General features: G+C 38.4%; 20 protein-coding genes. 4 read left to right on the top strand and 16 right to left on the bottom strand.

Features of this window, described 5'->3' with window-relative positions:
* Positions 1–32: 32 nt before the first annotated feature.
* Complete coding sequence (locus A9996_RS09860; RefSeq protein WP_066433931.1) at positions 33–2,339, top strand: M1 family metallopeptidase; 2,307 nt, start codon at positions 33–35, stop codon at positions 2,337–2,339.
* A 128-nt stretch (positions 2,340–2,467) separates the two neighbouring features.
* Positions 2,468–2,713 carry a Sec-independent protein translocase subunit TatA/TatB gene (locus A9996_RS09855; RefSeq protein ID WP_066433928.1) on the top strand — a complete coding sequence of 82 codons (246 nt, stop codon included), beginning with the start codon at positions 2,468–2,470 and terminating at the stop codon, positions 2,711–2,713.
* A 293-nt stretch (positions 2,714–3,006) separates the two neighbouring features.
* On the opposite strand, the gene A9996_RS09850 is transcribed toward A9996_RS09855, so the two are convergent.
* From A9996_RS09850 to A9996_RS09805, 10 genes are all read right to left on the bottom strand, one after another.
* Positions 3,007–4,110, bottom strand: a complete 1,104-nt coding sequence (locus A9996_RS09850) for a transporter substrate-binding domain-containing protein (protein ID WP_066433925.1) — start codon at positions 4,108–4,110, stop codon at positions 3,007–3,009.
* Between the two features lie 406 nt (positions 4,111–4,516).
* Positions 4,517–5,158, bottom strand: coding sequence for an O-methyltransferase (locus A9996_RS09845; protein WP_066433923.1), 642 nt, complete (start codon positions 5,156–5,158; stop codon positions 4,517–4,519).
* A gap of 126 nt (positions 5,159–5,284) precedes the next feature.
* A complete protein-coding gene (locus A9996_RS09840; RefSeq protein ID WP_066433921.1) occupies positions 5,285–6,370 on the bottom strand; it encodes an amidohydrolase family protein in 1,086 nt (361 codons plus the stop codon).
* A 140-nt stretch (positions 6,371–6,510) separates the two neighbouring features.
* A complete protein-coding gene (locus A9996_RS09835; protein WP_066433919.1) occupies positions 6,511–7,047 on the bottom strand; it encodes a 3-hydroxyanthranilate 3,4-dioxygenase in 537 nt (178 codons plus the stop codon).
* A 271-nt stretch (positions 7,048–7,318) separates the two neighbouring features.
* Complete coding sequence (locus A9996_RS09830) at positions 7,319–8,101, bottom strand: SDR family oxidoreductase (RefSeq protein ID WP_066433916.1); 783 nt, start codon at positions 8,099–8,101, stop codon at positions 7,319–7,321.
* 110 nt (positions 8,102–8,211) lie between these two features.
* The gene (locus A9996_RS09825) at positions 8,212–9,690 is read right to left on the bottom strand and encodes an aldehyde dehydrogenase (RefSeq protein WP_245905317.1); all 1,479 of its coding nucleotides are present in this window, start codon (positions 9,688–9,690) and stop codon (positions 8,212–8,214) included.
* A 60-nt stretch (positions 9,691–9,750) separates the two neighbouring features.
* Entirely contained in the window at positions 9,751–10,185 is a 435-nt protein-coding gene (locus A9996_RS09820) for a RidA family protein (protein WP_066433914.1), read from the bottom strand.
* Between the two features lie 57 nt (positions 10,186–10,242).
* The gene (locus A9996_RS09815; RefSeq protein WP_083993906.1) at positions 10,243–11,691 is read right to left on the bottom strand and encodes an FAD-dependent oxidoreductase; all 1,449 of its coding nucleotides are present in this window, start codon (positions 11,689–11,691) and stop codon (positions 10,243–10,245) included.
* A gap of 15 nt (positions 11,692–11,706) precedes the next feature.
* Positions 11,707–12,975, bottom strand: coding sequence for a kynureninase (kynU, locus tag A9996_RS09810; RefSeq protein ID WP_066433912.1), 1,269 nt, complete (start codon positions 12,973–12,975; stop codon positions 11,707–11,709).
* A gap of 316 nt (positions 12,976–13,291) precedes the next feature.
* Positions 13,292–13,960: a hypothetical protein gene (locus A9996_RS09805; protein ID WP_066433910.1), complete on the bottom strand. Its 669-nt coding sequence runs from the start codon at positions 13,958–13,960 to the stop codon at positions 13,292–13,294.
* Between the two features lie 67 nt (positions 13,961–14,027).
* Here A9996_RS09805 and A9996_RS09800 point away from each other — a divergent pair, with 67 nt between their 5' ends.
* Complete coding sequence (locus A9996_RS09800; protein WP_066433906.1) at positions 14,028–14,828, top strand: class I SAM-dependent methyltransferase; 801 nt, start codon at positions 14,028–14,030, stop codon at positions 14,826–14,828.
* Between the two features lie 59 nt (positions 14,829–14,887).
* Here the strand turns inward: A9996_RS09800 and msrA are convergent, their stop codons facing one another.
* The 3 genes from msrA to A9996_RS09785 all read right to left on the bottom strand — a co-directional run bounded on the left by msrA (position 14,888) and on the right by A9996_RS09785 (position 17,540).
* Complete coding sequence (gene msrA / locus A9996_RS09795; RefSeq protein ID WP_066433903.1) at positions 14,888–15,538, bottom strand: peptide-methionine (S)-S-oxide reductase MsrA; 651 nt, start codon at positions 15,536–15,538, stop codon at positions 14,888–14,890.
* Between the two features lie 122 nt (positions 15,539–15,660).
* Positions 15,661–16,443 carry a zinc ribbon domain-containing protein gene (locus A9996_RS09790; protein WP_066433901.1) on the bottom strand — a complete coding sequence of 261 codons (783 nt, stop codon included), beginning with the start codon at positions 16,441–16,443 and terminating at the stop codon, positions 15,661–15,663.
* 2 nt (positions 16,444–16,445) lie between these two features.
* Positions 16,446–17,540 (bottom strand): Nif3-like dinuclear metal center hexameric protein, encoded by a 1,095-nt coding sequence (locus A9996_RS09785; protein ID WP_066433898.1) that lies wholly within the window; start codon positions 17,538–17,540, stop codon positions 16,446–16,448.
* Between the two features lie 52 nt (positions 17,541–17,592).
* Here A9996_RS09785 and lpxK point away from each other — a divergent pair, with 52 nt between their 5' ends.
* Positions 17,593–18,600, top strand: coding sequence for a tetraacyldisaccharide 4'-kinase (lpxK, locus tag A9996_RS09780; RefSeq protein WP_317047116.1), 1,008 nt, complete (start codon positions 17,593–17,595; stop codon positions 18,598–18,600).
* Here lpxK and A9996_RS09775 read toward each other — a convergent pair.
* From A9996_RS09775 to lipA, 3 genes are read right to left on the bottom strand one after another with little or no spacing between them, the layout of a single operon-like run.
* Positions 18,593–20,824, bottom strand: a complete 2,232-nt coding sequence (locus A9996_RS09775) for an ATP-binding protein (RefSeq protein WP_066433896.1) — start codon at positions 20,822–20,824, stop codon at positions 18,593–18,595. The two genes, lpxK and A9996_RS09775, sit on opposite strands and share 8 nt — an antisense overlap.
* A 52-nt stretch (positions 20,825–20,876) precedes the next feature.
* The gene (gene gap / locus A9996_RS09770; protein ID WP_066433893.1) at positions 20,877–21,872 is read right to left on the bottom strand and encodes a type I glyceraldehyde-3-phosphate dehydrogenase; all 996 of its coding nucleotides are present in this window, start codon (positions 21,870–21,872) and stop codon (positions 20,877–20,879) included.
* Positions 21,872–22,750 carry a lipoyl synthase gene (gene lipA / locus A9996_RS09765; RefSeq protein WP_066433886.1) on the bottom strand — a complete coding sequence of 293 codons (879 nt, stop codon included), beginning with the start codon at positions 22,748–22,750 and terminating at the stop codon, positions 21,872–21,874. The genes gap and lipA overlap by 1 nt, the downstream gene beginning before the upstream one ends.
* Between the last annotated feature and the right edge of the window lie 142 nt (positions 22,751–22,892).

Below are 22,892 nucleotides of genomic sequence, written 5' to 3'. Positions count from 1 at the left end.
CAAACTGTTTATAAAATATTTAACTATCTCAAATGAAAGTATATCAATTTTTTTGCCTCGCATTCCTATTTATTTCTGTGAGCACGTCTGCTCAAGAAGACATCAAGCAAGACCGAAAACCCGGTCACGTCAACACTAACAAATTTAGACAATTGTACAATGAGTTTTCTACGCCCAATATGTACAGGGCGGCATCTGGAGCTCCTGGTGTAGCTTATTATCAGCAACAAGCAGATTATAAGATGAATATTGAGCTTGATGATGAGGAAGCAAAAATCTCTGGTGATGAGGTCATTACATATAGCAATAATTCGCCAGATGTATTGACTTACCTATGGGTCCAATTAGATCAAAACCAACGCGCCAAAGACTCGAAGTCGCCTTTAATTGAAAGTAGTGGGGTGGCAAAAGCGGCTACAACCTCACAATTTGCATCGACTTATTTGGCTGAAAACTTTGATGGCGGATTCAATATTTTAGAAGTCAAAGACACTAAAGGAAAACCATTGCAATACACCATCAATCAAACGATGATGCGTGTAGAGTTACCACAACCTTTGAAATCAGGAGAGAAATTCTCTTTCGGCATCAAATGGTGGTACAATATTAACGACCATGTAAAAGATGGCGGGCGTTCTGGCTACGAGTATTTTCCTGAAGATGGCAATAGAGCGTATGTTATAGCGCAATTCTATCCACGAATGGCTGTATATAATGATGTTGAAGGTTGGCAAAACTCACAATTTTGGGGACGTGATGAATTTGCTTTGCCATTTGGGAATTTTGAGGTGAATATCACTGTGCCGGCTGATCATATTTTAGATGCCACCGGAAAATTGATGAATAGAGAAGACGTATTTTCCAAAGACATGATGTCGCGCTATGAAAAGGCTAAAAAATCTTATGACAAACCTGTTTTGATTGTAACTCAGGCAGAAGCTGAAAAGGCGGAGAAAGGTCATTCAAAAGCTAAAAAAACTTGGAAGTTATATGCTGAAAATGTGCGTGACTTTGGTTTTGCCACCTCCCGCAAATATATTTGGGATATGATGGCCGTTAAAGTGGGCGACAAAGATGTGATGGCCGTGTCATTATATGCCAAAGAAGGCAATCCACTATGGGAAGAATGGTCCACTAAAGCAGTTGCAAGTACTCTGAAATCATATTCAAGAATGACTTTTGATTACCCATACCACAAAGCCATTTCTGTGCATGCACAACGGCAGGGCATGGAATACCCAATGATTTGCTGGAATTATGGACGTCCTGAAAAAGATGGATCTTATAGTGACCGTGTCAAGTATGGTATGATGGGCGTGATCATCCACGAGGTAGGGCATAACTTTTTCCCAATGATCGTCAATAGTGATGAACGCCAATGGACTTGGATGGATGAAGGTTTGAACACCTTCCTTCAATATGTTGCCGAACAGGATTTTGGTGAGTGGTATCCTGACGCCTTATCTCCAAACGATAAAACATTCCCATCTCGCCGTGGGCCAGCTGCCAACATCGTGCCTTACATGGAAGGGAATCAAGATTATATTGCGCCAATTATGAGCAAAGGTTTAAATACCTACCAATTTGGAAATAATGCCTACGGAAAACCTGCCACGGCGCTTAATATTTTAAGAGAAACCGTCATGGGCCGTGAGTTGTTTGATTATGCGTTTAAAGAATATTCACATCGCTGGATGTTTAAACACCCTACACCCGAAGACTTTTTTAGAACGATGGAAGATGCTTCTGCCTTTGATTTGGATTGGTATTGGAGAGGTTGGTTTTACACGACAGACTGGGTAGATATTGGCGTGAAGGAAGTGACCAAGTTTTATGTGTCTTCAGAACCTAACCAATACATCAAAGATGTCGCTTCCCGAAGAGGTTTGGACATTGATACGTTGGAACCTATGGTATATATGGTGGAAGAGGGCAGCGAAGAATTGACCGAAACCATGAAAAAAGGTATTCAAGTAAATGATATTCCATCACTTAAAGAATATGTAATGGATAATTTTACTGAAGCAGAGCGCAAAAACATTAAAACGCCAAAGTATTTTTACAATGTTACTTTCGAGAAACCAGGAGGATTGGTCATGCCTATCATCGTTCAGTATAATTATGTGGATGGCACTTCAAAAACAGAAACCTATCCAGCAGAGATTTGGAGGTTAAATGACAATCAAGTCAGTAAGGCCATTCCATCTCAAAAGGAAATCATATCAATTGTAGTAGACCCTAATGCTGAAACTGCAGATATTGATACCTCCAATAATTCTTGGCCTAGAAAAGAAGAGAAAAGTCAGTTTGATAGCTTTAAAAATAAAATTAGAGAATGAGCCTAAAACTTTAACTATAAGAGCCGACTAATTTAACTGTCGGCTTTTTTATTGTATTCAAAACATCTCACTATATTTGCACTGTGATACTACAATCTACATTTCTATTTATCGGAACCACTGAAATCATGTTCATACTACTTATAGTGGTGATGGTTTTTGGTGCAGATAAGGTACCAGACATTGCAAAAGGTTTGGGCAAAGGCATGCGCACGCTCAAAGACGCCACTAATGATCTGAAGTCTGAGATTACTAAAAGCGCAGATAAAAATGGGATCAATACATCAGAATATACCAAAACCTTTACAGAAGAAGTAAAAAAGGTTAAAGATGAGGTAGAAGATGCCGTGGGCTCCGTCAAGCGTAAAATGTAATCTGTTTCAATAGTAATCTTCCCTTTTATCTAATATTTTTTAAAATTTAAAATATCTCAAGCTGATAAGTTATTATACTTAAAAGTCATTCACGTCTATATATTTACTAAAATGAAACTCAGTAGCGGCGGTAACTGCAGCAAAAATTACTGCATTGTTTTGATTGAAATATTCCAAATGGCGAGGAGGTTGAGTACTGTGAAAAAAAACATAAAAAATATTCTTCACAGGTAGGAAGAATTTTTTATTCTATAAAAATCTTTTAGATTAAAGCGTGTAATGTTTTGCGATCGCTATTCGTCTTTATCCAAATAATAGTCCACAATGGTTGAGATTTCTTGATCTTCTGCAAGCTCCAATAAGGCTCTGTTGGCCTCATAAATAAGATCTGAATCTACAGGAAAAGCAAAACCATATCCTTGTTTATAATATTCAGCTTTGGCAATGTAGAGCGCTTCATCTTTATTGTTTTTCAAATAATATAACAGTTGTGGTCGGTCATAAACCACAGCGTCCACCTCTCTATTTGTCAATTTTGTCATGGCAGAGTTGAGGTTATTGACAGCTGTAATTTTGGTTTTGTAGGCTTTTAAAAAGGCTTCTGAAGGTGACGCAGCAATAGTAGCAACCTTACGTCCTGCCAACTGTTCAACATTGGAAACCGTTGATGTGCCAAGAGAAGTAAGCGTCAGAGTGCTTGCAATTCCAGCCACCATCGACGTCGCAAAAATAATAGAGATAATCATCCAGCTTCCTGCAATAATCCGTCCCCACAATGTAATGGGTGCCTTGTCACCATAACCGGTAGTACTCATGGTGACGATGGCAAGCCACATGCCAGTGCCGATGCCATCTGCAGGTTTGGAAGGAAATTGGTCTGGCGATTTTTTTCGTTCTGCCAGCCATAGCAAGGTGCCTACAATGGCAAGTATAATTAGGAAAATACCAACGGCCAATAGTAATTTGACACTAAAAAGCGGTTTTATTTTTTGCCAAATGGTCAAATCATCCACACGTGACACCACGGCTAAACTTGAATTGTAAAAGGGTTGTGAAAATCGCATATATTCAAGCCGCTGTGAGGTAATGCTGATAGGTCCGACCACTACATTTAAATCGCCTTTGTTCAAGGCATAAAGCGCGTCCTCAACAGTATCAAAGATCTTATAAGTATAGTCCCATGATTTCTTATTAGCTACATCTTCCCATATTTCTATCGCAATTCCTTTTGATGAAGAATTTTTTCCAAACACAAAAGGTTCGCTGCCAGCAACCCCTACTAGTAGTTCAGTGGTGTTGGAAGTTTTCTCGGTTTCTTGGGCATGTAGTGTATAGGTAAAAATTGTTAGCGTGGTGCAAAAAAGAACTACTGATGCAACTTTTGATTTTAATGTCATAAAATATGGTGAGTGATTTTTGTATCCTTGATAATACTAAAGTTTTCGCTTGTATCCAAGTTTTTATATAAATAGAATCAGTGTTGTCCGATAAAAGTAATACATGATTCTGGGAAACCCCATTCTATAATTAGTCCCTACGGAACTAGCCTTTGCAGGGGTTCTATTTAGTTACCCATATTAAATGCCTAACAGCATATTGTCCCAGGGGTACAAAATATTGGTAATCATAAAGTTAAAATGAGTTCAATGTCCCGTAGGGACTTCATATGGTGTTTAACCGGACAATACTGAAATAGAATATAATATCTGAGGGGTCAGCGACTTTAAAATCAGAAGTTTTATAGCTTTTTTGAAACCAAGTTACGCTGTGCCAATTTTAGATAGGTGTAATTTGGTCTTCATCTTATGTTTTTCTGCTTACCGTTAAACCATCGCGGATAGGCAATACAATAGTTTCTACCCGAGCATCATCCTTCAGCAGTTTGTTATAGGCTATCAAAGCCTCAGTAGACCGATCGTCTTTTTTTACAGGCTCCATTACCTTGCCGCTCCACAAGACATTGTCAGAAAGAATAATCCCTCCCGGATTCAGCTTGTTTATGATTAAATGGAAGTATTTGGCGTAATTGTCTTTGTCGGCATCTATAAACACGATATCGAAGTGAGTTTCCAATGTTGGAATAATTTCTAAAGCATCACCTAAATGTTGATGGATCTGATGACCTTGTTGGGATTGGTCAAAATATTTTCTCTGAAAATCGACCAACTCCTCATTGATGTCAATAGTGTGCAATACGCCATCTTTGTGAAGTCCTTCAGCCAAGCACAATGCAGAATATCCCGTGTAAGTACCAATCTCCAATATGGATTTTGGATGCAATAATTTAGAGAACATGCTCAATACACGACCCTGATAATGGCCGCTGAGCATACGTGGCTGTAAAATTTTTTGATGTGTTTCCCGTGAGAGTTGTTGCAATAATTCTGGTTCGTTTTCAGAATGATTTTCGATATATTGGTCTAATTGATCTGATATAAAATGCATAATTTTTATGTCTGAATGAGGGCACTCGTGACTTAAATGGTCAAAGGATTTTTTTACACCATAACAAAAAGTAACAGCATGCTTCGTTTTACAAAAAGTCAGAAGTGATCACTTATGGGATTACGCTCAACTTAATATTCTGTTCATTAAATTTTGCTTTGCTGTTTCATCATCACCGCACAACCATCTAATAACGTTGTCTTCCCAAATGGCATCACGCTGGTTCTCTGTAATTATTTCTTGTTTAACGGCTAAATCCAAAATTTTACCAGGATATGAAGATTGTTGTGCACTTTCCATTTCACCCAATGGATAAGGGTCATCGAGTCCCATAAGCACCTGTCTGGAGCCTTGGTTTTTAATCAATAGTTGCAATCCTCCGGTATCGTGTACCAAAGTGTCAAAGAAAATGTTTTTATGGCCTACGGCTTTTCTTGGGTGACTTTTGCCTTCAAATAAATCTGGCCTGCCGTCAAAACCTTGAATACGTCGGCCTAAATTTATCTGCGCTAATTGTCCACCATGAGCAAAACAGGTGCGCATATTTGGATATTTGTCTTGATAGCCATTTAGCGTCAAAAAATGGTACGCATCTGCACATTGTGCCAACATCCAAATTAAATGGAAACGCCAAGACGTGTTTTCTAATTTTATAAATTTTTCACCATCATAAGGATGGATTTCTACGGCTAGATTGTATTTATTCGCCAGCTCAAAGATGGGCTCGTTCTCTTCGTCAAAAATACAGCGCCATGTCCCGATGGTGTCCATATAATGCGTAGGCAAACAGAGGAGTTGCATCCCCAATTCTTCAACGCAACGCTTAATTTCCCAACAGGCACCACGAACAAATCCAGGATGAACCACAAAGCCACAGGTGAATTTACTCGGATTTTCTCTTTGAATTTTGGCATTAAAATCATTCTGGAACCTTAGCGCCTGTTTCATTTCTTCTAAACGCAAGCCATTGCCATAAAGCTGTGACAGATTTAATACTACGGCATGGTCTATCTTAAAACGCTCCATCCACGCTAATTTCTCGTCCAAAAAGAAACTTGAATCCGTCACTGGACGGCTCCAATCTTTTTGAAGCATAAATTTACGGTCCTTGTCCACCCAAAAAATACCTTTGTCTTTCATGAACTGAGGGATTTCCTCCGGATAGGGAAGTAGATGAGAATGACCGTTGATGCGAAGTTTTCGTTTTTCCATGTTGACTTACCACGATAGTGGAACTCTATTTTTAGTTGTTTTAGATTAAAGGGGTGATCCTTCCATCTTCAATCCGTTTATTCTGAATAATCCACTTTGCCTTAAAAAGGAAAGGAATTTTATTTTTTTTAAATCAATACTTAGCTATCAATTTTCACCTTTTGGGGTGGCTCCATCAATTCTCCACAATTGGGACATTTACGTTTGTCCTTGTCTCCATAATACTTGTCAAAAATAACAGGCATATCGGTTTCAATATTTTCAACTGTAAAATCTTCTTCGTATAATTTTGTAGTGCAATTTTCACAAAACCAAAGGAGTGCGTCACGCATGCCTTCAGGTCGTTTGTATTCAATTACCAAACCGACGGTATTTTCACCGCGCTGTGGGGAATGGGGCACTTTTGGAGGCAATAAATAAATGTCACCTTCTTTGATATGGACATCAATTGGCTTCCCATTGTCGATTATTTTTAAGACGATATCGCCTTCAATCTGATAGAAAAATTCTGGAGTTTCATTATAGTGATAATCTTTTCTATTGTTGGGACCACCAACAACCATAACGATAAAATCGCCGTCTTTCCAAACGACTTTATTGCCAACTGGCGGTTTTAGAAGATGTCTATTTTCTTCAATCCAAGCTTTAAAATTCAAAGGAGAAACTAATTTGCTCATGATAAAATCCCTTCCTAACCTTCCCGAAGGGAAGGAACTCTTAACTGGGCAGTTAAGAATTTTATTAAACACTGATGTATTTCAAGTGTGAAAATTAAGACATTTAAAGATGAAATACCTCGTTTCAAAATGATCCCACTAATATACAAAGACCCCACAGGTTTTGAAAACCTGTGAGGTCTATTTTTTTCGATTTTGTATAATTTGAAATTTAAGTTCTCCATATCAGTTCCCTTCCCCTCGGGAAGGGTTAGGGATGGGATTTTAGGAATTACAAAGACTTCGTCCGTCCGCCATCCACAGGAAGGTTGATGCCGTTGATATAACCTGCACGCTCACTAGCCAAAAAAGTAACGGCATAGGCAAGTTCCTCGGGCTTTGCAAAACGTTTTGCAGGGACTGCACTTTTCATGGCATTGGCAGCCTCCTCTTCAGTAGTTCCAGATTTGTTTGATTTATTTTTAATAATTTCCGTCAAACGATCCGTCCCTGTAGCTCCCGGAAGTACGTTATTTACGGTAATGCCAAACTGACCAAGTTCATTGGCTAATGTTTTGCTCCAATTGGCAACTGCTCCACGAATGGTATTGCTCACGCCGAGTCCATCCAAAGGTTGTTTCACGGAAGTAGAAATAATATTGATAATACGTCCGTAATGTTCATCTTTCATAAAAGGAACGACTGTTTGCACCAATACATGATTGCACTTGAGATGTTGCGTGAAAGCGTTTTCAAATTCCTCAAGTTCTGCTGAAAAAATAGGTCCACCCGCTGGTCCGCCGGTATTGTTCAACAAGATGTGAAATCCATGGTTCTGCGTGATAAATTCAGAAACTTTACGTTGCAGTTCTTCAGGATTTGAAAAATCAGCAACAATGTAACTATGACGTTCTGGATTGGCGAGCTCCAAAACTGTCTGCTTGAGTTTTTCCTCATTTCTTGCCACTAAGGTGACATGCGCACCCTCTGAAGCCAATGACATGGCCGTCGCTTTCCCTATTCCCGCTGTACTGCCGCATACTAATGCGTATTTGTTATTTAGTTTTAAATCCATCCTATTCTGACCTTTCCTGAGGAAAGGCGTTTTTTTTTATCTGTTAAAATGTTAAATTTAATTTTATCTACTAATGAGCTCCCTCCCTTCGGGAGGGGTGGGGTGGGAATCTAATATTTTATACACACATTCTTCGCTTCCGTAAAAAAACGTAGCGCCTCAAATCCGCCTTCTCTGCCCACGCCGGAAGCTTTTATTCCACCAAAAGGGGTGCGTAAATCGCGCATCATCCATGTATTTACCCAAACAATTCCTACTTGTAATTGGTTACTCATCCGCATGGTCCGTTTTAAATCGTTGGTCCAAAGTGTCGCCGACAATCCGTATTTGACGCTGTTGGCCATTTCCAAAACTTCATCCTCGCTCTCAAAAGGCATGATGGTCACCACAGGTCCGAATATTTCTTCTTGATTGGCGCGACAGTTATTTGATCCGACTTCAATAACGGTCGGTTCCAAATAATAACCGTTTTCGTAATTTTTAAGAACCACTTTGTTCCCACCGCACAGAATTTTGCCGTTTTCTGTTTTTGCAATTTTGATATATGTCATCACTTTTTCAAGATGCGCTTTAGAAACCAATGCGCCAATTTTTGTGCTGTCGTCAGATGGGTGACCCACTTTAAGTGCTTTTACCTTCGCAACAAAATCATTTTTAAATTTTTCATAAATCGGAGCTTCTACAAAAATGCGGCTCCCGCACAAGCAAATCTGCCCTTGATTAGCAAAAGACGAACGTACCGTTGTTTCCAACATATCCTGATACTCACAATCTGAAAAAATGATGTTAGGGTTTTTTCCGCCCAATTCCAAAGACAGTTTTTTGAATAGTGGTGCAGCCACTTTAGCAATATGGGCACCTGTTGCTGTGCCTCCTGTAAAACTTATCGCTTTAATATCTGGATGTTCAACAATGGCTTGTCCTGTGGAAGTACCTAAGCCGTGAACAATGTTAAGCACACCTTTTGGCAACCCTGCTTCCGTACAAATTTCGCCTAAAAGGAATGCCGTCACTGGGGTGACTTCACTAGGTTTGGCAACCACACAATTACCTGCGGCAATAGCTGGCGCAATTTTCCACGTAAAGAGATAGAGTGGAAGATTCCAAGGCGAAATACAGCCCACCACACCTATAGGTTGACGCAAGGTGAAATTAATGGCGTCTTGACCCACACTTTCGTGGCTTTCACTAGCAAATTGCGTAATGGCATTTCCAAAAAACCGAAAATTACTCGCTGCTCTCGGGATGTCCACTTCTTTTGCCAACGCCACCGGTTTGCCATTGTCTTTGCTTTCAGCTTCAGCAAACCGATGCAGATTTTCCTCCAACAATTCTGAAATCTTGATCAGGATTCTGCTGCGCTCTTCCAAAGTAGTTTGTGACCACTGCTTAAAAGCAGATTTGGCAGCTGTATACGCATTTTCTACATCTTCCTTTGAGGAGTTTGGAATTTGTCCGTAAACTTCGCCATTAGCTGGACAATAGTTGTCTAGCCATTCGTTTGACGACGGGTTCTCGTATTGACCGTTGATGTAGTTCTGTATTCTTGCGAAAGCAGGAATCTCATCTTGTTTTTTTCGGTTTGCCACTAATTCACGAATTTTATTTTTAGATCGTTCAGGTTTTTAAAACCTGAACGATTGGTTCATTTATAGTTTTTTATAAGCCATCACCTTAATCTCCACCACCAAATCTGGGTGGGGCAACTGATGGACTGCCACAGTGGTTCTGGTAGGTCCTGTTTCTTTATCAAAAAACTCGGCATAGGCTTTATTGTAGCCGGCAAAATCGTTCATATTGACTAAAAATGAGGTGACATCCACAATATCATTCAAAGTTGCTCCTTCTTTAGCGAGATTTTTTTCGATATTCTTGATGACTTCACGGGTTTGGACTTCGGCGTTTAGATGCTTTGTGCCCATATTATCAATAATATCAACGCCTGCTATAGTATTATCGGCCCGTCTCGAACTTGTACCGGACACAAAAATAAAATCGCCAACACGTTTGGTATGTGGGTAGGCGCCTCTTGGTGTTACACCAGTTCCTGCGGAGGCAGGAACCTCATTTTGGTCTTTGCTCATGATTATTCTTTATTTTTTCAAACCTCACAGGTTTTCAAAACCTGTGAGGTTGTATTTTTAATGCTTGAAATTCTTTGCCACCCGGTCGTCATCCAAAATTTCTTCTGTGGCTGTTTTTACTTTTTCTAAATTGGTTTTTAAATCGTCATTGAGATCTAGCTCTTTATCTGTTAGCATGTTCAGAATGGCTTTGTCCTGTGCACGACCTCTTAGCATGGCTTCTCTATATCCGATATCTTCATTAAAAGTTACCAATGAATATTTTGAAGAGTAATCCTTGGGGAATTGTTTTTCCAGTGACATCTCCAAGTTACGCTTTTCTCTAAAAATAACGTTGTTGACATGACCTTTCATCTCATGGAAATTGTCAATCGCTAAATCAGCAATGGCATCTGTATCTTTTTTACGATTCTTTTCGTACGCTTTAAAAACGCTTTCCCAGTCCTGATGGCCTGCATCCAAAACCTTGTCAAATTCTACCACATCTTCAAAAGAAGCGTTCATGCCTTGTCCGTAAAAAGGGACAATAGCATGTGCGGCATCGCCCATTAATAGGGTATTACCTTTATAATGCCATGGCGAACATTTGACGGTGCCCAAAGGTGCTGTCGGATTTGTGAAAAAATCTTCAGCAAGGTTTGGCATTAATTGCAAAGCATCTTTAAAATATTTCTGAAAAAATTCAACCACCTTTTCTTGAGAGGTTAAATTATTGAAATTGTATTCGCCTTCCTCATAACTTAAAAATAGAGTCACCGTAAAGCTGCCGTCCATATTAGGCAAAGCAATCAACATAAAGCTATCACGTCCCCAAATATGTAAGGCGTTTTTATAGGTTTTATAGCCTCCATTTTCTGCAGGAAGAATGCTTAGTTCCTTATAACCATGGGTCAACCAATCTTGTGAAAAACTGAATAAAAACTTCTTTCCTAAAAAATAGCTTTGTCGCATGGCTGAACCTGCACCATCTGTGGCAATAATGATATCAGCATCTTCTATAAATTCGTCTTTAGTTTTATAATCTTCAAAGGAGACCGTCGTTTTTTCAAAATCGACCGATTTACATTTTTTATTAAAATGAATTTTGACGTTCTCATGCTTTTCCGCTTCATCCAAGAGTAGGGCGTTTAACTGACCACGAGAAATGGAGTTGATGTATTCATGTTCTCGTCCACTGTAAGGAGCCAATATGGTGTTGCCCTCCATATCATGCAACATGCGTCCATTCATCGGGATGCATAATGCTTTAACTTTATCTTCAATTCCAGCGAGCCGCATCGCTTTAAAACCTCTATCCGACAGCGCTAAATTTATAGAACGTCCTGCACTGATCTCCACTTTTCGAAGGTCTGGACGCATTTCGTAAACCGATACGTTATAGCCCCGTTGGCCCAAGCGCAAAGCGAGTAAGCTTCCGCATAATCCTGCCCCGATAACGAGTACATTTTGTTTGACCTCCCCTAAATCATCTCCAAAGGAGCGGACTTTTTTATTTGTAACGTTCATTTTTAAATGTTCAAATTATTTTAATATCTCTTTTAGTTTCTCCACCAAATAGTATACATCCTGAAATGAATTGTACAACGGGACAGGTGCACAACGGATCACATCAGGCTCTCGCCAATCACTGATAACGCCTGCTTCTGTCAATTGATGATGTAATTTTTTATCGGCATTTTTTACTTGAATTGACAATTGGCATCCACGTTCTTCTGGGTTTGAAGGTGTCATTATTTTGATGTTGGCATTGTTCATTTCCTCAATTAAAAATTCAAAATACCCCGTAAGCTGTTTCGATTTTTTGGTCAACTTGTCCATGCCAACTTCTGCAAACATATCCAATGACGCTCTAATAGCTGCCATTGATAAAATAGGCGGATTGCTTAATTGCCAACCTTCAGCGCCTGCAAGTTGATCAAATTCATCACGCATTTTAAAACGGGTTTCTTTGTTATGGCTCCACCAACCTGTAAAACGGTTGAGGTTTTTGTTATGTGCATGACGCTCATGAATAAAGCAGCCTCCCAAACTGCCTGGTCCGGAATTCAAATATTTATAGGTACACCACACCGCAAAATCAGCGCCTGAATCATGAAGGTTCAACGCCACGTTTCCTGCACCATGCGCACAGTCAAATCCGACAACACAGCCATGCTGATGGCCAAGTTGGGTAATGCGCTTTAAATCAAAAAACTGTCCTGTATAATAATTAACGCCACCAATCATGACCAAAGCAATTTCATCACCTTGGGTTTCTAAAATAGTTTCTAAATCTTCATAGTTTGCCAATTCTTCGCCTTTTCTGGCTTTCCATAAAACGACGCCTTCTTTCTCATCAAAACCATGGTAGCGCAATTGTGATTCTACGGCGTATTTGTCTGATGGGAAAGCGTCAGCTTCAATCAGTATTTTATAACGTTTTGGCGTGGGTTTATAAAAGGACACCATCATCAAATGGAGATTGACCGTTAAGGTATTCATGACGATAACTTCAATAGGTTTCGCACCCACTACGTTTGACATACTTTCTGTCAGTAATTCGTGGTAGTGCAACCAAGGGTTTTTTGCTTCGGTATGACCTTCAACCCCTAAGTTTGCCCAATCTTCCAGTTCTTGGTGGATGTACGCTTTTGTTGCTTTAGGTTGGAGTCCCAGGGAATTCCCGGTCATATAGATCAAATCGGTTCCCTCTTTGTCTTTTGGAATGTGAAAGCGATCTCTAAAAGTTGCCAGAGGGTCATTTTCATCTTGCTGTTGAGCGTATTCCAATCCTATTTTATAATGTGACAAGGCGTGTTGTTTTTGGGTTGTACACAAAAATAAGGATTATAAGCTTAGAAAGAATTACAGAAAAGAGAGATTATTGGTGAGTGAAGAGGATTTAGAATAGAACCACAGCGCAGTGCAATCTTAAATTTTCAATAGTTGAAAAAGCTTATGAATACTGATATGACATAAAAAAAAAGAGCTTCAACTTTTTAAGTGGAAGCTCTTTGAATATATAGAGGCGCATACTGCGGAATATTCTTTTGATGTCTTATATACGTCCCAAAAATGCGCTTTGGATTATGACATCCATGGTTTTAATACTATTTTAACACACCTCTTATTTGATGACCTTGATGTTTGTGAAATGAAGTTTCCAGTTGGCGTCAGGTTTGTTGTGGGCTTTACCAATCGTAATGCCGTTGAAATCTTCATAGTCTTCCCAAGTAGTCATCATGGAAGGCTCAGTTGAATTTCCTTTTCTATAGATCCATTCGCTGATCATGTAGTTATCATCATAATAAAAATCATAGGCATCTCCTGGAGTGTAGCCGCCATAAGAAGGATAAGTTACAGAAATCTTGTTCATTTCTTTGTTACTTATTGGTGCCGCCTCTTTAGACGCCTCAGAAATTTGAATGCCTTTATCCCATACTAATTGAAAAGGAGCCAATAGCCAATACTTATCATTGATGAAGCTTTTATCGGCATTTAGAGTGATGCTGTCTACAGTTTTTCGATTATATGCAATCGTATCCTTGCCAGAAATCATCATGACATCATCTGTTTTGGGCTTCCAAATCCATGAACGTTCAAAATGTGCGGTATCCCTTTCTACATTGAAGGTAAAATGCAATTCAGAAACATCTTTCCAATTTTCAAATCCGTGGGCATTTGCAATTTTTTCGGCTGTTGACCATTCTTTTTCGGCAACTTTTTTAGTGTCTTCTTTTTGCTTGCAAGATAAAACGAAGCTCGTTAAGACGATTAAAATCAGTATGTTTTTCATTTTTAATTTTTTTGTAAAGATAAGGAAGAATGCTGCAAAAGTTTTAATTTAGATTTAAACAGCGATTATGAAAAACAATGATGATTACTTTAAGGTCAATAGAGCTACCTGGAATGAAAAAGTGAAAATCCATGCACAAAGTGATATGTATGATCTGGAAGCTTTTAAAAACGGCAAATCGTCATTGATGTGCTATGAACTGGAAGCCCTTAAAGATGTCAGTGGAAAGAGTTTATTGCATTTGCAGTGCCATTTTGGTCAGGATACCTTGAGTTGGAGTAGACTAGGAGCCAAGTGCGTGGGCGTTGATATTAGCGATGAAGGCATAGCTTTAGCACAGCAACTGAACGCGGAATTGCAATTGGACGCTAAATTTGTATGCTGCAATGTCCTTGAAACCTCTAGTTTTATTTCTGACCGTTTTGATTTTGTTTTTACAAGTTATGGCGTAATAGGTTGGTTGCCCGATTTAAAACCTTGGGGACAAATGATTGCAAAACGTTTGAAAAATGGCGGGACTTTTTTTATGGCAGAATTTCACCCTATTGTTTGGATGTTTGATTATCTAGACGGAAAAGCCGATTTGAAATATGGTTATATGCAGGATGCCGTTATTTATGAAGAGTATCAAGGCACGTACGCCAACACTAATTCAAAAATGAAGAGTAAAGAATATGGTTGGAATCATGGGCTGGGGGAGGTTGTTTCTGCTTTATCTGAAGCTGGCTTACGCATTGACTATTTGAAAGAGTATGACGAGAGCCCTTACAACGTATTACCTGCTTTGGTGAAAACTGAGTCTGGAATGTTTGTTACCAAGGATAGATTATATCCTTTAATTTTCACTTTGAAAGCAACAAAAGTTTAAATAAAAAAGACTTGCAAATGTATAGTTTGCAAGCTTTTATAGGGACCGTTGAAAGACGGTTAATTCTTAATCAATTCTGGAAATTTGGCCTCAAAACGTTCATACCTCGGGATGGATACGTTTTGAATGTATGGATTCTGAGGATTCTTTACCTCGTAGTCTTGATGGTAACCTTCTGCTATCCAGAATTCCTGAAATGGATACACTTCAGCAGCAACGGTTTCATTCAATTTATTGGACAACGCCGATTTCTTTTCATCAATAATTTTTTTCTGTGCATCATTCTGATAAAAAATAATAGAACGGTATTGTGAACCCCTGTCAGGACCTTGACCATTGACTTGTGTTGGGTTTTGGGAGCCAAAATAGACATCTACCAAGGTTGCAAAACTCACCACGCTTGGATCATAAATAACCTCTACGGCCTCTGCATGGCCTGTGTTACCAGTGTTACTGGATTCGTACGTAGGGTTTTTGGTATGGCCACCTGCATAACCACTAATAACCTCTTCCACACCCTTTACGTGTTGGTAAATATTCTCTACGCACCAAAAACAACCACTCGCAAAATAAGCCTTTGCTTTGCCGTTAGACATTGGTACTTCAATAGGTTCAGCAGTTTTAACGGCCTGCTGTTTGGGACTGTTCTGTGCCTTATTTTGACAACTAAAGAGAAATATAAGGGTGAGTGATAAAATAAGTGATTTCATAAGTTTGATTTTGTAGGTAGTCGTTAAAGGGTATTGAACCTTAAAAAGTAAATATGAAAATTATGTTAAAAAAAAAGCCTTTACAATTCGTAAAGGCTTTTTAAGTATAATAAAAATCGTGTTTAGCTTAATTTAGCAAACAATTTTTGCATTTTTTCTTTTTGCTCTTCGGCCAATTGCGCGTCAACCAAGATACGTCCACTATGCTCATCTGTAATTACTTTTTTACGTGATGCGATCTCAACTTGCACTTGTGGGGGAATGGTGAAAAAAGATCCTCCGGAAGCGCCTCTCTCAATAGCAACAACTGCTAAGCCATTCTTAACGTTTGCTCTAATTCTGTGGTAAGCATTTACCAAACGTTCATCAAGAGATTCTTGATACTCTTCAGATTTTTTGACCAAAGCGGTTTCTTCCTTTTCGGTTTCAGCCAAAATAGCATTCAATTCACTTTTCTTGTGCTTTAAGTGTGCTTGACGGTCTTTCAAACGGTCTTTAGTTTCAGAAATGATTTCTTTTTTCTGCTCTGTTTGAACTTTGAATTCCTTAATGTGCTTTTCAGCCAATTCAATTTCTAATTCCTGAAATTCAATTTCTTTGGTTATGGAATTGAATTCTCTGTTATTTCTAACATTTTTTTGCTGCTCAGCGTATTTTTTGATCAAAGTTTTAGCTTCCTCAATCAGATTCTTTTTTGATTTGATTTCTTCATCAACCACGGTAAGGCCACCATTTAATTTTTCAAGTCTAGTATTCAGTCCTTCAACTTCATCTTCTAAATCTCTTACTTCTAAAGGAAGTTCCCCTCTAATATTTCTGATTTCGTCAACTCTTGAATCAATTAGTTGTAAATCATACAACGATCTTAATCGGTCTTCAACAGAAAGTTCAGCTTTTTTTGCCATAATTATAAATACTTTACAGGATTGGTGTTTATCGTCGATAAAACGACTGCAAAATTAGTAATTTTTTTTGAGAGATAGTGAGCTAAAAAGGTTTTTGTGAACTGTTCGCTTTCATAATGACCAATATCTGCTAGAATTATTTGGTTTTCGGCCGAGAAGAAGTCGTGGTATTTTAAATCTGCAGTAATGAAAACATCAGCTTTGGCCGACTTTGCTGCGGCAATTGCAAAACTACCCGAACCTCCCAATACAGCAATCCGTTTGACCTTGTCTGTAGTGAGTTCAGAATGTTTTATACAAGAAACATTCATTTTTTGCTTTACAAACTGTAAAAAATCTTCGGTTGCCATGTCATTTGCAAGTTCCCCAACCATGCCTATACCAATATGTTGGTTGTAATTGTCTAATGTGGTTACTTCATAAGCCACCTCTTCATAAGGATGATGTTCTAGAAGTGTTTTGAGAATATGATGTTCCAGATGCTTTTGAAAGGTTATTGATATTTGTGTTTCCTGTTCTTGGCGGTATTCAAAGCGTTCTCCAACTTTTGGGTCTGATGCGTCATTACCTCTAAAAGTGCCAACACCTTCTGTATTGAAACTGCAATCTTCATAATTGCCTATTTGGCCAGCGCCAGATTTGAACAAGGCTACACGCAACCCATCAGCATCTTTTTTCGGAACGTAAGTGGTGAGTTTCTTGATCGTGCCTTTTTGAGGCAAAAGTATTTTTTTATTACCAATGCCTAAAGTGTCACAAATAATGTCATTGACCCCTTGTAAAGAATTATCCAAAGCAGTGTGAATGGCGTAGATGGAAATATCATGCTTTATGGCCTTTAGGACCACGCGTTCTACATAATTAGCACCGTTGATCTTTTTTAAACCTTTAAAAATGATGGGATGAAAGCTGACAATTAAGTTGCACTGACGCTCAATAGCCTCATCAACCACACTTTCTAGTGTGTCTAGCGTCACCATAACCCCTGTTAGTTGAGTGTTTCGATCACCAATTAACAAACCCACGTTGTCAAAATCTTCAGCATATGCCAGAGGGGCTAATTTTTCGAGATGGTTGATGACATCTTGGATAATCATAGATTTTTTTGTTTTTGGGTTCAAAGCAAAGATAAAATATTATATTTTCGTTATGATGAAATTAATTAGGTATCTCCTTTTCCCGATAGTTCCCATTTATTATTTGGTAACATGGCTACGAAATAAATTCTATGATTTTGGCATAAAGAAATCAACATCTTACAGTTTTCCTGTCATTTGTGTAGGTAACCTTAGCGTGGGTGGGACCGGGAAAACGCCAATGATTGAATACTTAATTCGATTGTTAAGTCCGCGACATCATATTGCAACCCTAAGCAGGGGCTACAAAAGGCAGACTAGTGGTTTTATTGTCGCAGATCAAAGTGCCAGCGCAAGCAGTATTGGTGACGAGCCTTTTCAATTTTATCAGAAATTTAATGATATCATTGTGAGTGTGGATGCTGATCGGGTGCATGGGATTTCTCAATTAATGGTCTTAGCGCATCCTCCTGAACTTATTTTATTGGATGATGCATTTCAGCACCGGAAGGTTGACGCAGGTTTCAATATTCTCTTGACCGCCTTTGATGATCTTTATACTGACGATATGTTGTTGCCTACTGGAAATTTGAGAGAGCCGCGAGATGGTGCCAAACGTGCAGATCTTATTGTGGTAACCAAATGCCCTGAGAATATAACTGATATGATAAAGCAGGAGATTTTAGAAAAGATAAAGCCATTAGCGCACCAACAGGTATTTTTTGGAAGTATTGCTTACTCAAAAAACATGCACAATAATGGAGGCATAGTGGATTTGGAGACTCTTAAAAATCAAAACTTTACTTTGGTGACCGGTATTGCAAATCCTAAACCGCTGGTGGGCTATTTAAAAGCGTTGGGATTGCAGTTTGAGCATTTAAAATTTAAAGATCATCACGATTTTACCGAGAGTGATCTTATCAATTTAAAAAAGAAAACATTGATTGTCACTACCGAAAAAGATATGGGGCGTTTACAGTCTCATTTCATAAATCAAGAAGCCCTTTATTACTTGCCTATTGAAATGAAAATAGATAGAAAAACAGAATTCGATACGTTGATAAATAATTTTGTTAAATAGACGCGGTTGGTTTTTGGTTCGACTTTAGGGCAGTGAACAGTTTCTTTTCAAAATCTTCCTGCTTAAAAGGTTTAGAGATAATATCATCAAAACCAGCCTCGTCAAACTCGTGCATTTTATCCTCTAAAGTCACCGCGGTTAATGCAAATATGGTGAGTTCCTTATCAAACGTTCTAATGATTTTGGTGGCTTCAAGACCACTGATACCAGGCATGTGGATGTCCATCAATACAACGTCATATTGTACTTCTTTAACGCGTTCCACTGCATCTTCGCCATTATCAACAACATCACAATAAAGGCTCATTTTGTTTAAAATCTTACGGGTTATCATTTGGTTGATCTTGTTGTCTTCAACAACCAAAATTTTGATATTTGTTAAGTCCAAAGCATTGATTTCGTTAGGGTTTTTTGGTTTTTCAGTGATTATAGGTTCAGGAGAATAGGTTAGGGGGATTTCAAAAAAGAAACTCGATCCTTTTCCGAGTTCACTTTTCAGATATATTTTCCCCTTCAAAATTTCGATGAGACCTTTTACAATGGAAAGTCCAAGGCCAGTTCCACCGTATTTTCTGTTGATTTGTATGGAGCCCTGGGAGAAACTTTCAAACATGTGTTCTTGCTTCTCTTTTGTGATGCCAATACCATTATCCTGTATTTCAAATCTGATGGTAAAAACATCATCGGTTTGATTGAGCTTTTTCAGTCTTACCCAAATGTCACCATCTTTTGTAAACTTAATGGCGTTACCTATCAGGTTGATCAAAATTTGAGAAATTTTCAATTGATCTGCTGTAAACGTCGAAGGTAAATCCTTGTCGTATTCGTAATGGAGCTTGGTATTATTGTCAAGGGCAGAGTTGCTCAACGCTGAAATGACATTTTCGACTTTTTTCCTCAGATTAAATATCTCAGGATCCAAATCAACCTTGTTAGCCTCTATTTTATTGATCTGCAGAATGTCGTTAATGAACGTCAATAAATAGTCTCCAGAGAATTTGAGGGATTTCAAATGCGAAATTTGGTCAGGTTTTGGTTCTTCGTCCAGAAGCATGTTGGTTAAACCTGTCACCGCATACAAAGGTGTTCTCAGCTCATGTGTTACTGTTGATAAAAAATTGGCTTTTGTTTTAGAGGCCAATTCCGCTTTTTCCTTTGCAACAATAAGCTCATCATTCTTTTTATGGAGCATGTTGTTAGTTTTGAGCCTTATGTTATTGTTTTTATATAATGATAATGTTAGCAGTGATAAAATGGTGATCAAGGCAATGCTCAAAATTGTAGTAATTCTTGTCAGGTTATTTGAGGCATCCGCTTCTTCAAGCTCGACTGCCATTTTTTTCCGCTCTGAATCCTTATATTCATTAATAAATTGGGATTTTTTTTCAGGGGATAGGTTTTCACGTTTAATGTCCAGTAGTGAATCTGACAGTTGTATGTGTTTCTTTAAATATTGATTGGCGAGTTTGTAATCTTCATTTTCTTGATAAATTTCACTCAAGGTCAAATAGCCGTCGTTGATATATTCATAAATACTGTTTCGTTCAGCAAGTTCCAATCCTTCTTTAGCCATTGATAAAGCTAATTCCTGATTCCCTAATTTTTGATGGACTTTACCGCTATTGATCAGGGCACTGCTCAAAAGACCTACTTGATTGTATTTTTTTGTTAGAATGATCGTTTTTTCGAGCTTTGCCTTGGCAATTTTATAGTCTTCCAATTCAATATAAACCTTGGCTTCATTTAAATTAACATCTGCAATAAAGCGTTCTAGACCTTCTTCTTCAAATTTGGTTTTGGCAGAATTAAAATAGTCTAGAGCAACTTGATATTCCTTTTTACTGGTATGTAAAATACCACGGACGTTATAGGTAATGGCTAAATTGGCGTAATCATTGGTTTCTCTTTGCAGTTCAGCGGCTTTCGTAAGAGATATCAAAGCGCTCTCGGGCTCCTCAACTATAAATTGGACTTTCGCAATTTTTGTATGAATGCTCCCTTCACTTTTTTTGTCGCCAATATTACTGGCAATCACGAGAGCTTTTTCTAAATTATCTTTGGCATTGTAATAGTCACCGCGTTCGGTTTCAAAACCAGATTGGGAAATGTAGTTTTGAATTCGCATTTGAAGAATGTCAATATCATCATCTGCAGCATTTTGGGAAAATAGTGCAGAGGATATTAAAACAAAAAAAGCAACTATATAATAATTTGATTGGGACATTTTTTTGGTCACTTTATAAAAACAAATATAATTATTTATTCGACAAAAGTGTCTATTTCATCGCTATATTGCGAATTAAATCGAGAATTCTACTGGAATATCCAGTTTCATTATCATACCAACCTATAATTTTTATCATATTTCCGATAACAGAGGTCATTTGGGAATCGAAAACACACGAATGCTGATTGCCAACAATATCAATAGATACAATAGGATCTTCAGTATATTCCAAGATACCTTTAAGATGTGTTTCTGAAGCTTTTTTGAAGGCTAAATTAATGTCTTCAATGGAGACTGTTTTTTCAACATTTAGCGTGATGTCAGTCAAGGAGCCGTTAGGTACAGGAACTCTAATGCCGCAACCACCAATAACATCATTGAGTTTCGGAAAAATCTTGGTCAGTGCTTTTGCTGCTCCCGTTGTTGTGGGCACGATCGATTGACCAGCGGCTCTGGCACGTCTTAAATCTTTATGCGGTTGGTCATGTAAGCTCTGGTCAGTAGTATAAGAATGTACGGTGGTGATGTAAGCCTGTTTAATGCCACAAAGATCATCAATAACAGCAATCATAGGTGCTGCATTATTAGTGGTACAGGAAGCGTTTGAAATGATTGTTTCGTCTCCGGTTAGGATACTATCGTTGACGCCTAGGACAATAGTTTTTATAGAATCATCGGCAGGAGGAACCGATAGAATCACCTTCTTCGCACCGTTTTTGATATGATTTTCTAAAACTTCAAAAGTTCTAAACTTACCAGTAGCTTCAATCACAAAATCAACATTGAAGGGTGCCCAATCGATATCTCCGATTTGTTTGTGATTCAGTAAGCGAATGTGTTGATCTTCAAAAATAATATGTTCATCATCATAGGAAGTCTTCGTTTTTAAAACCCCGTGGATGCTGTCATATTTTAACAAATGGCTCAAGGTTCGAGCATCTGCTAAATCATTAATGGCAACAACTTGCATATCATTTCGTTCCTGGATCAGTCGGAATACGCGCCGACCAATGCGTCCAAATCCATTAATGGCAATGTTTATCATTAATTGATGTGTTTTTGCGCTTTGTATGACGACCTTACTAAAGCGCTACTTTCCACATGTCTAAACCCAAGATCCAATCCAATAGCTTCATACTCCTTGAATTGATCAGGAAGGATAAACTGTTTTACAGGTAAATGTTTTTTACTAGGTTGCAAATATTGTCCAATAGTAACTACGTCAACATCATTGGCTCTCAAATCATGTAGGGTTTCAATAACCTCTTCGCGGGTTTCTCCAAGACCCAGCATAATGCCAGATTTTGTTCTGCGTTGACCTTGATCTTTCAGGTATTTGAGAACACCTAAACTTCGATCATATTTGGCCTGGATTCTAACTTCTCTGGTCAGTCTTCTAACGGTTTCAATATTATGGGAAACCACTTCAGGAGCCACATCTATGATTCTGTCAATATGTTGTTCTATGCCTTGAAAATCAGGAATCAGTGTTTCTAGCGTTGTTTCAGGATTCATCCGACGCACAGCTTTGACTGTCTCTGACCACATGATACTTCCCATATCTTTCAAATCATCGCGGTCTACACTTGTGAGAACGGCATGCTTGATTTCCATTAATTTTATAGAACGGGCTACTTTTTCAGGTTCATCCCAATCCAAAACTTCTGGACGCCCCGTTTTGACGCCGCAAAATCCGCAAGAGCGTGTACAAATATTTCCTAAAATCATGAAGGTAGCTGTACCTTCTCCCCAACATTCGCCCATATTTGGACAACTTCCGGAGGTACAAATAGTATTTAAACTGTATTTGTCCACTAAACTTCTAAGCTCAGTATATTTTTTACCGGTGGGTAATTTTACTCTTAGCCACTTTGGTTTGGGTTGACGTTCTGGAATTGTTTTTGAAATGGTTTCTGTACTCATTGATTCGAAATTTTTCAATGACAAAGATACAAAGTATAATTGTAAAACTATATCATCGTGTGGTCAGATAGCTAATGATAAATCTGCTTAATTAAAAGAGCTGTGACATAAATGGATGTAAAATTTATGGTTTCAATTTTCC

The sequence above is a fragment of the Gelidibacter algens genome, assembly GCF_001678675.1.
Lineage (GTDB): Bacteria > Bacteroidota > Bacteroidia > Flavobacteriales > Flavobacteriaceae > Gelidibacter > Gelidibacter algens.
The sequence above is the reverse complement of the archived record's forward strand: the minus strand, read 5'-3'. Positions and strand labels throughout refer to the sequence as shown.

Coding starts and splice junctions, on each gene's coding strand:
- A9996_RS09845 (WP_066433923.1), bottom strand. CDS start 5,158: ATGCATTTTATATCAGATCAATTAGACCAATATATCGAAAATCATTCT.
- A9996_RS09850 (WP_066433925.1), bottom strand. CDS start 4,110: ATGACATTAAAATCAAAAGTTGCATCAGTAGTTCTTTTTTGCACCACG.
- A9996_RS09830 (WP_066433916.1), bottom strand. CDS start 8,101: ATGGATTTAAAACTAAATAACAAATACGCATTAGTATGCGGCAGTACA.
- A9996_RS09855 (WP_066433928.1), top strand. CDS start 2,468: ATGTTCATACTACTTATAGTGGTGATGGTTTTTGGTGCAGATAAGGTA.
- lipA (WP_066433886.1), bottom strand. CDS start 22,750: ATGAGTACAGAAACCATTTCAAAAACAATTCCAGAACGTCAACCCAAA.
- A9996_RS09775 (WP_066433896.1), bottom strand. CDS start 20,824: ATGTCCCAATCAAATTATTATATAGTTGCTTTTTTTGTTTTAATATCC.
- A9996_RS09785 (WP_066433898.1), bottom strand. CDS start 17,540: ATGATTATCCAAGATGTCATCAACCATCTCGAAAAATTAGCCCCTCTG.
- A9996_RS09805 (WP_066433910.1), bottom strand. CDS start 13,960: ATGAAAAACATACTGATTTTAATCGTCTTAACGAGCTTCGTTTTATCT.
- A9996_RS09835 (WP_066433919.1), bottom strand. CDS start 7,047: ATGAGCAAATTAGTTTCTCCTTTGAATTTTAAAGCTTGGATTGAAGAA.
- A9996_RS09840 (WP_066433921.1), bottom strand. CDS start 6,370: ATGGAAAAACGAAAACTTCGCATCAACGGTCATTCTCATCTACTTCCC.
- A9996_RS09860 (WP_066433931.1), top strand. CDS start 33: ATGAAAGTATATCAATTTTTTTGCCTCGCATTCCTATTTATTTCTGTG.
- A9996_RS09800 (WP_066433906.1), top strand. CDS start 14,028: ATGAAAAACAATGATGATTACTTTAAGGTCAATAGAGCTACCTGGAAT.
- A9996_RS09815 (WP_083993906.1), bottom strand. CDS start 11,691: ATGAACGTTACAAATAAAAAAGTCCGCTCCTTTGGAGATGATTTAGGG.
- lpxK (WP_317047116.1), top strand. CDS start 17,593: ATGATGAAATTAATTAGGTATCTCCTTTTCCCGATAGTTCCCATTTAT.
- A9996_RS09790 (WP_066433901.1), bottom strand. CDS start 16,443: ATGGCAAAAAAAGCTGAACTTTCTGTTGAAGACCGATTAAGATCGTTG.
- A9996_RS09820 (WP_066433914.1), bottom strand. CDS start 10,185: ATGAGCAAAGACCAAAATGAGGTTCCTGCCTCCGCAGGAACTGGTGTA.
- gap (WP_066433893.1), bottom strand. CDS start 21,872: ATGATAAACATTGCCATTAATGGATTTGGACGCATTGGTCGGCGCGTA.
- msrA (WP_066433903.1), bottom strand. CDS start 15,538: ATGAAATCACTTATTTTATCACTCACCCTTATATTTCTCTTTAGTTGT.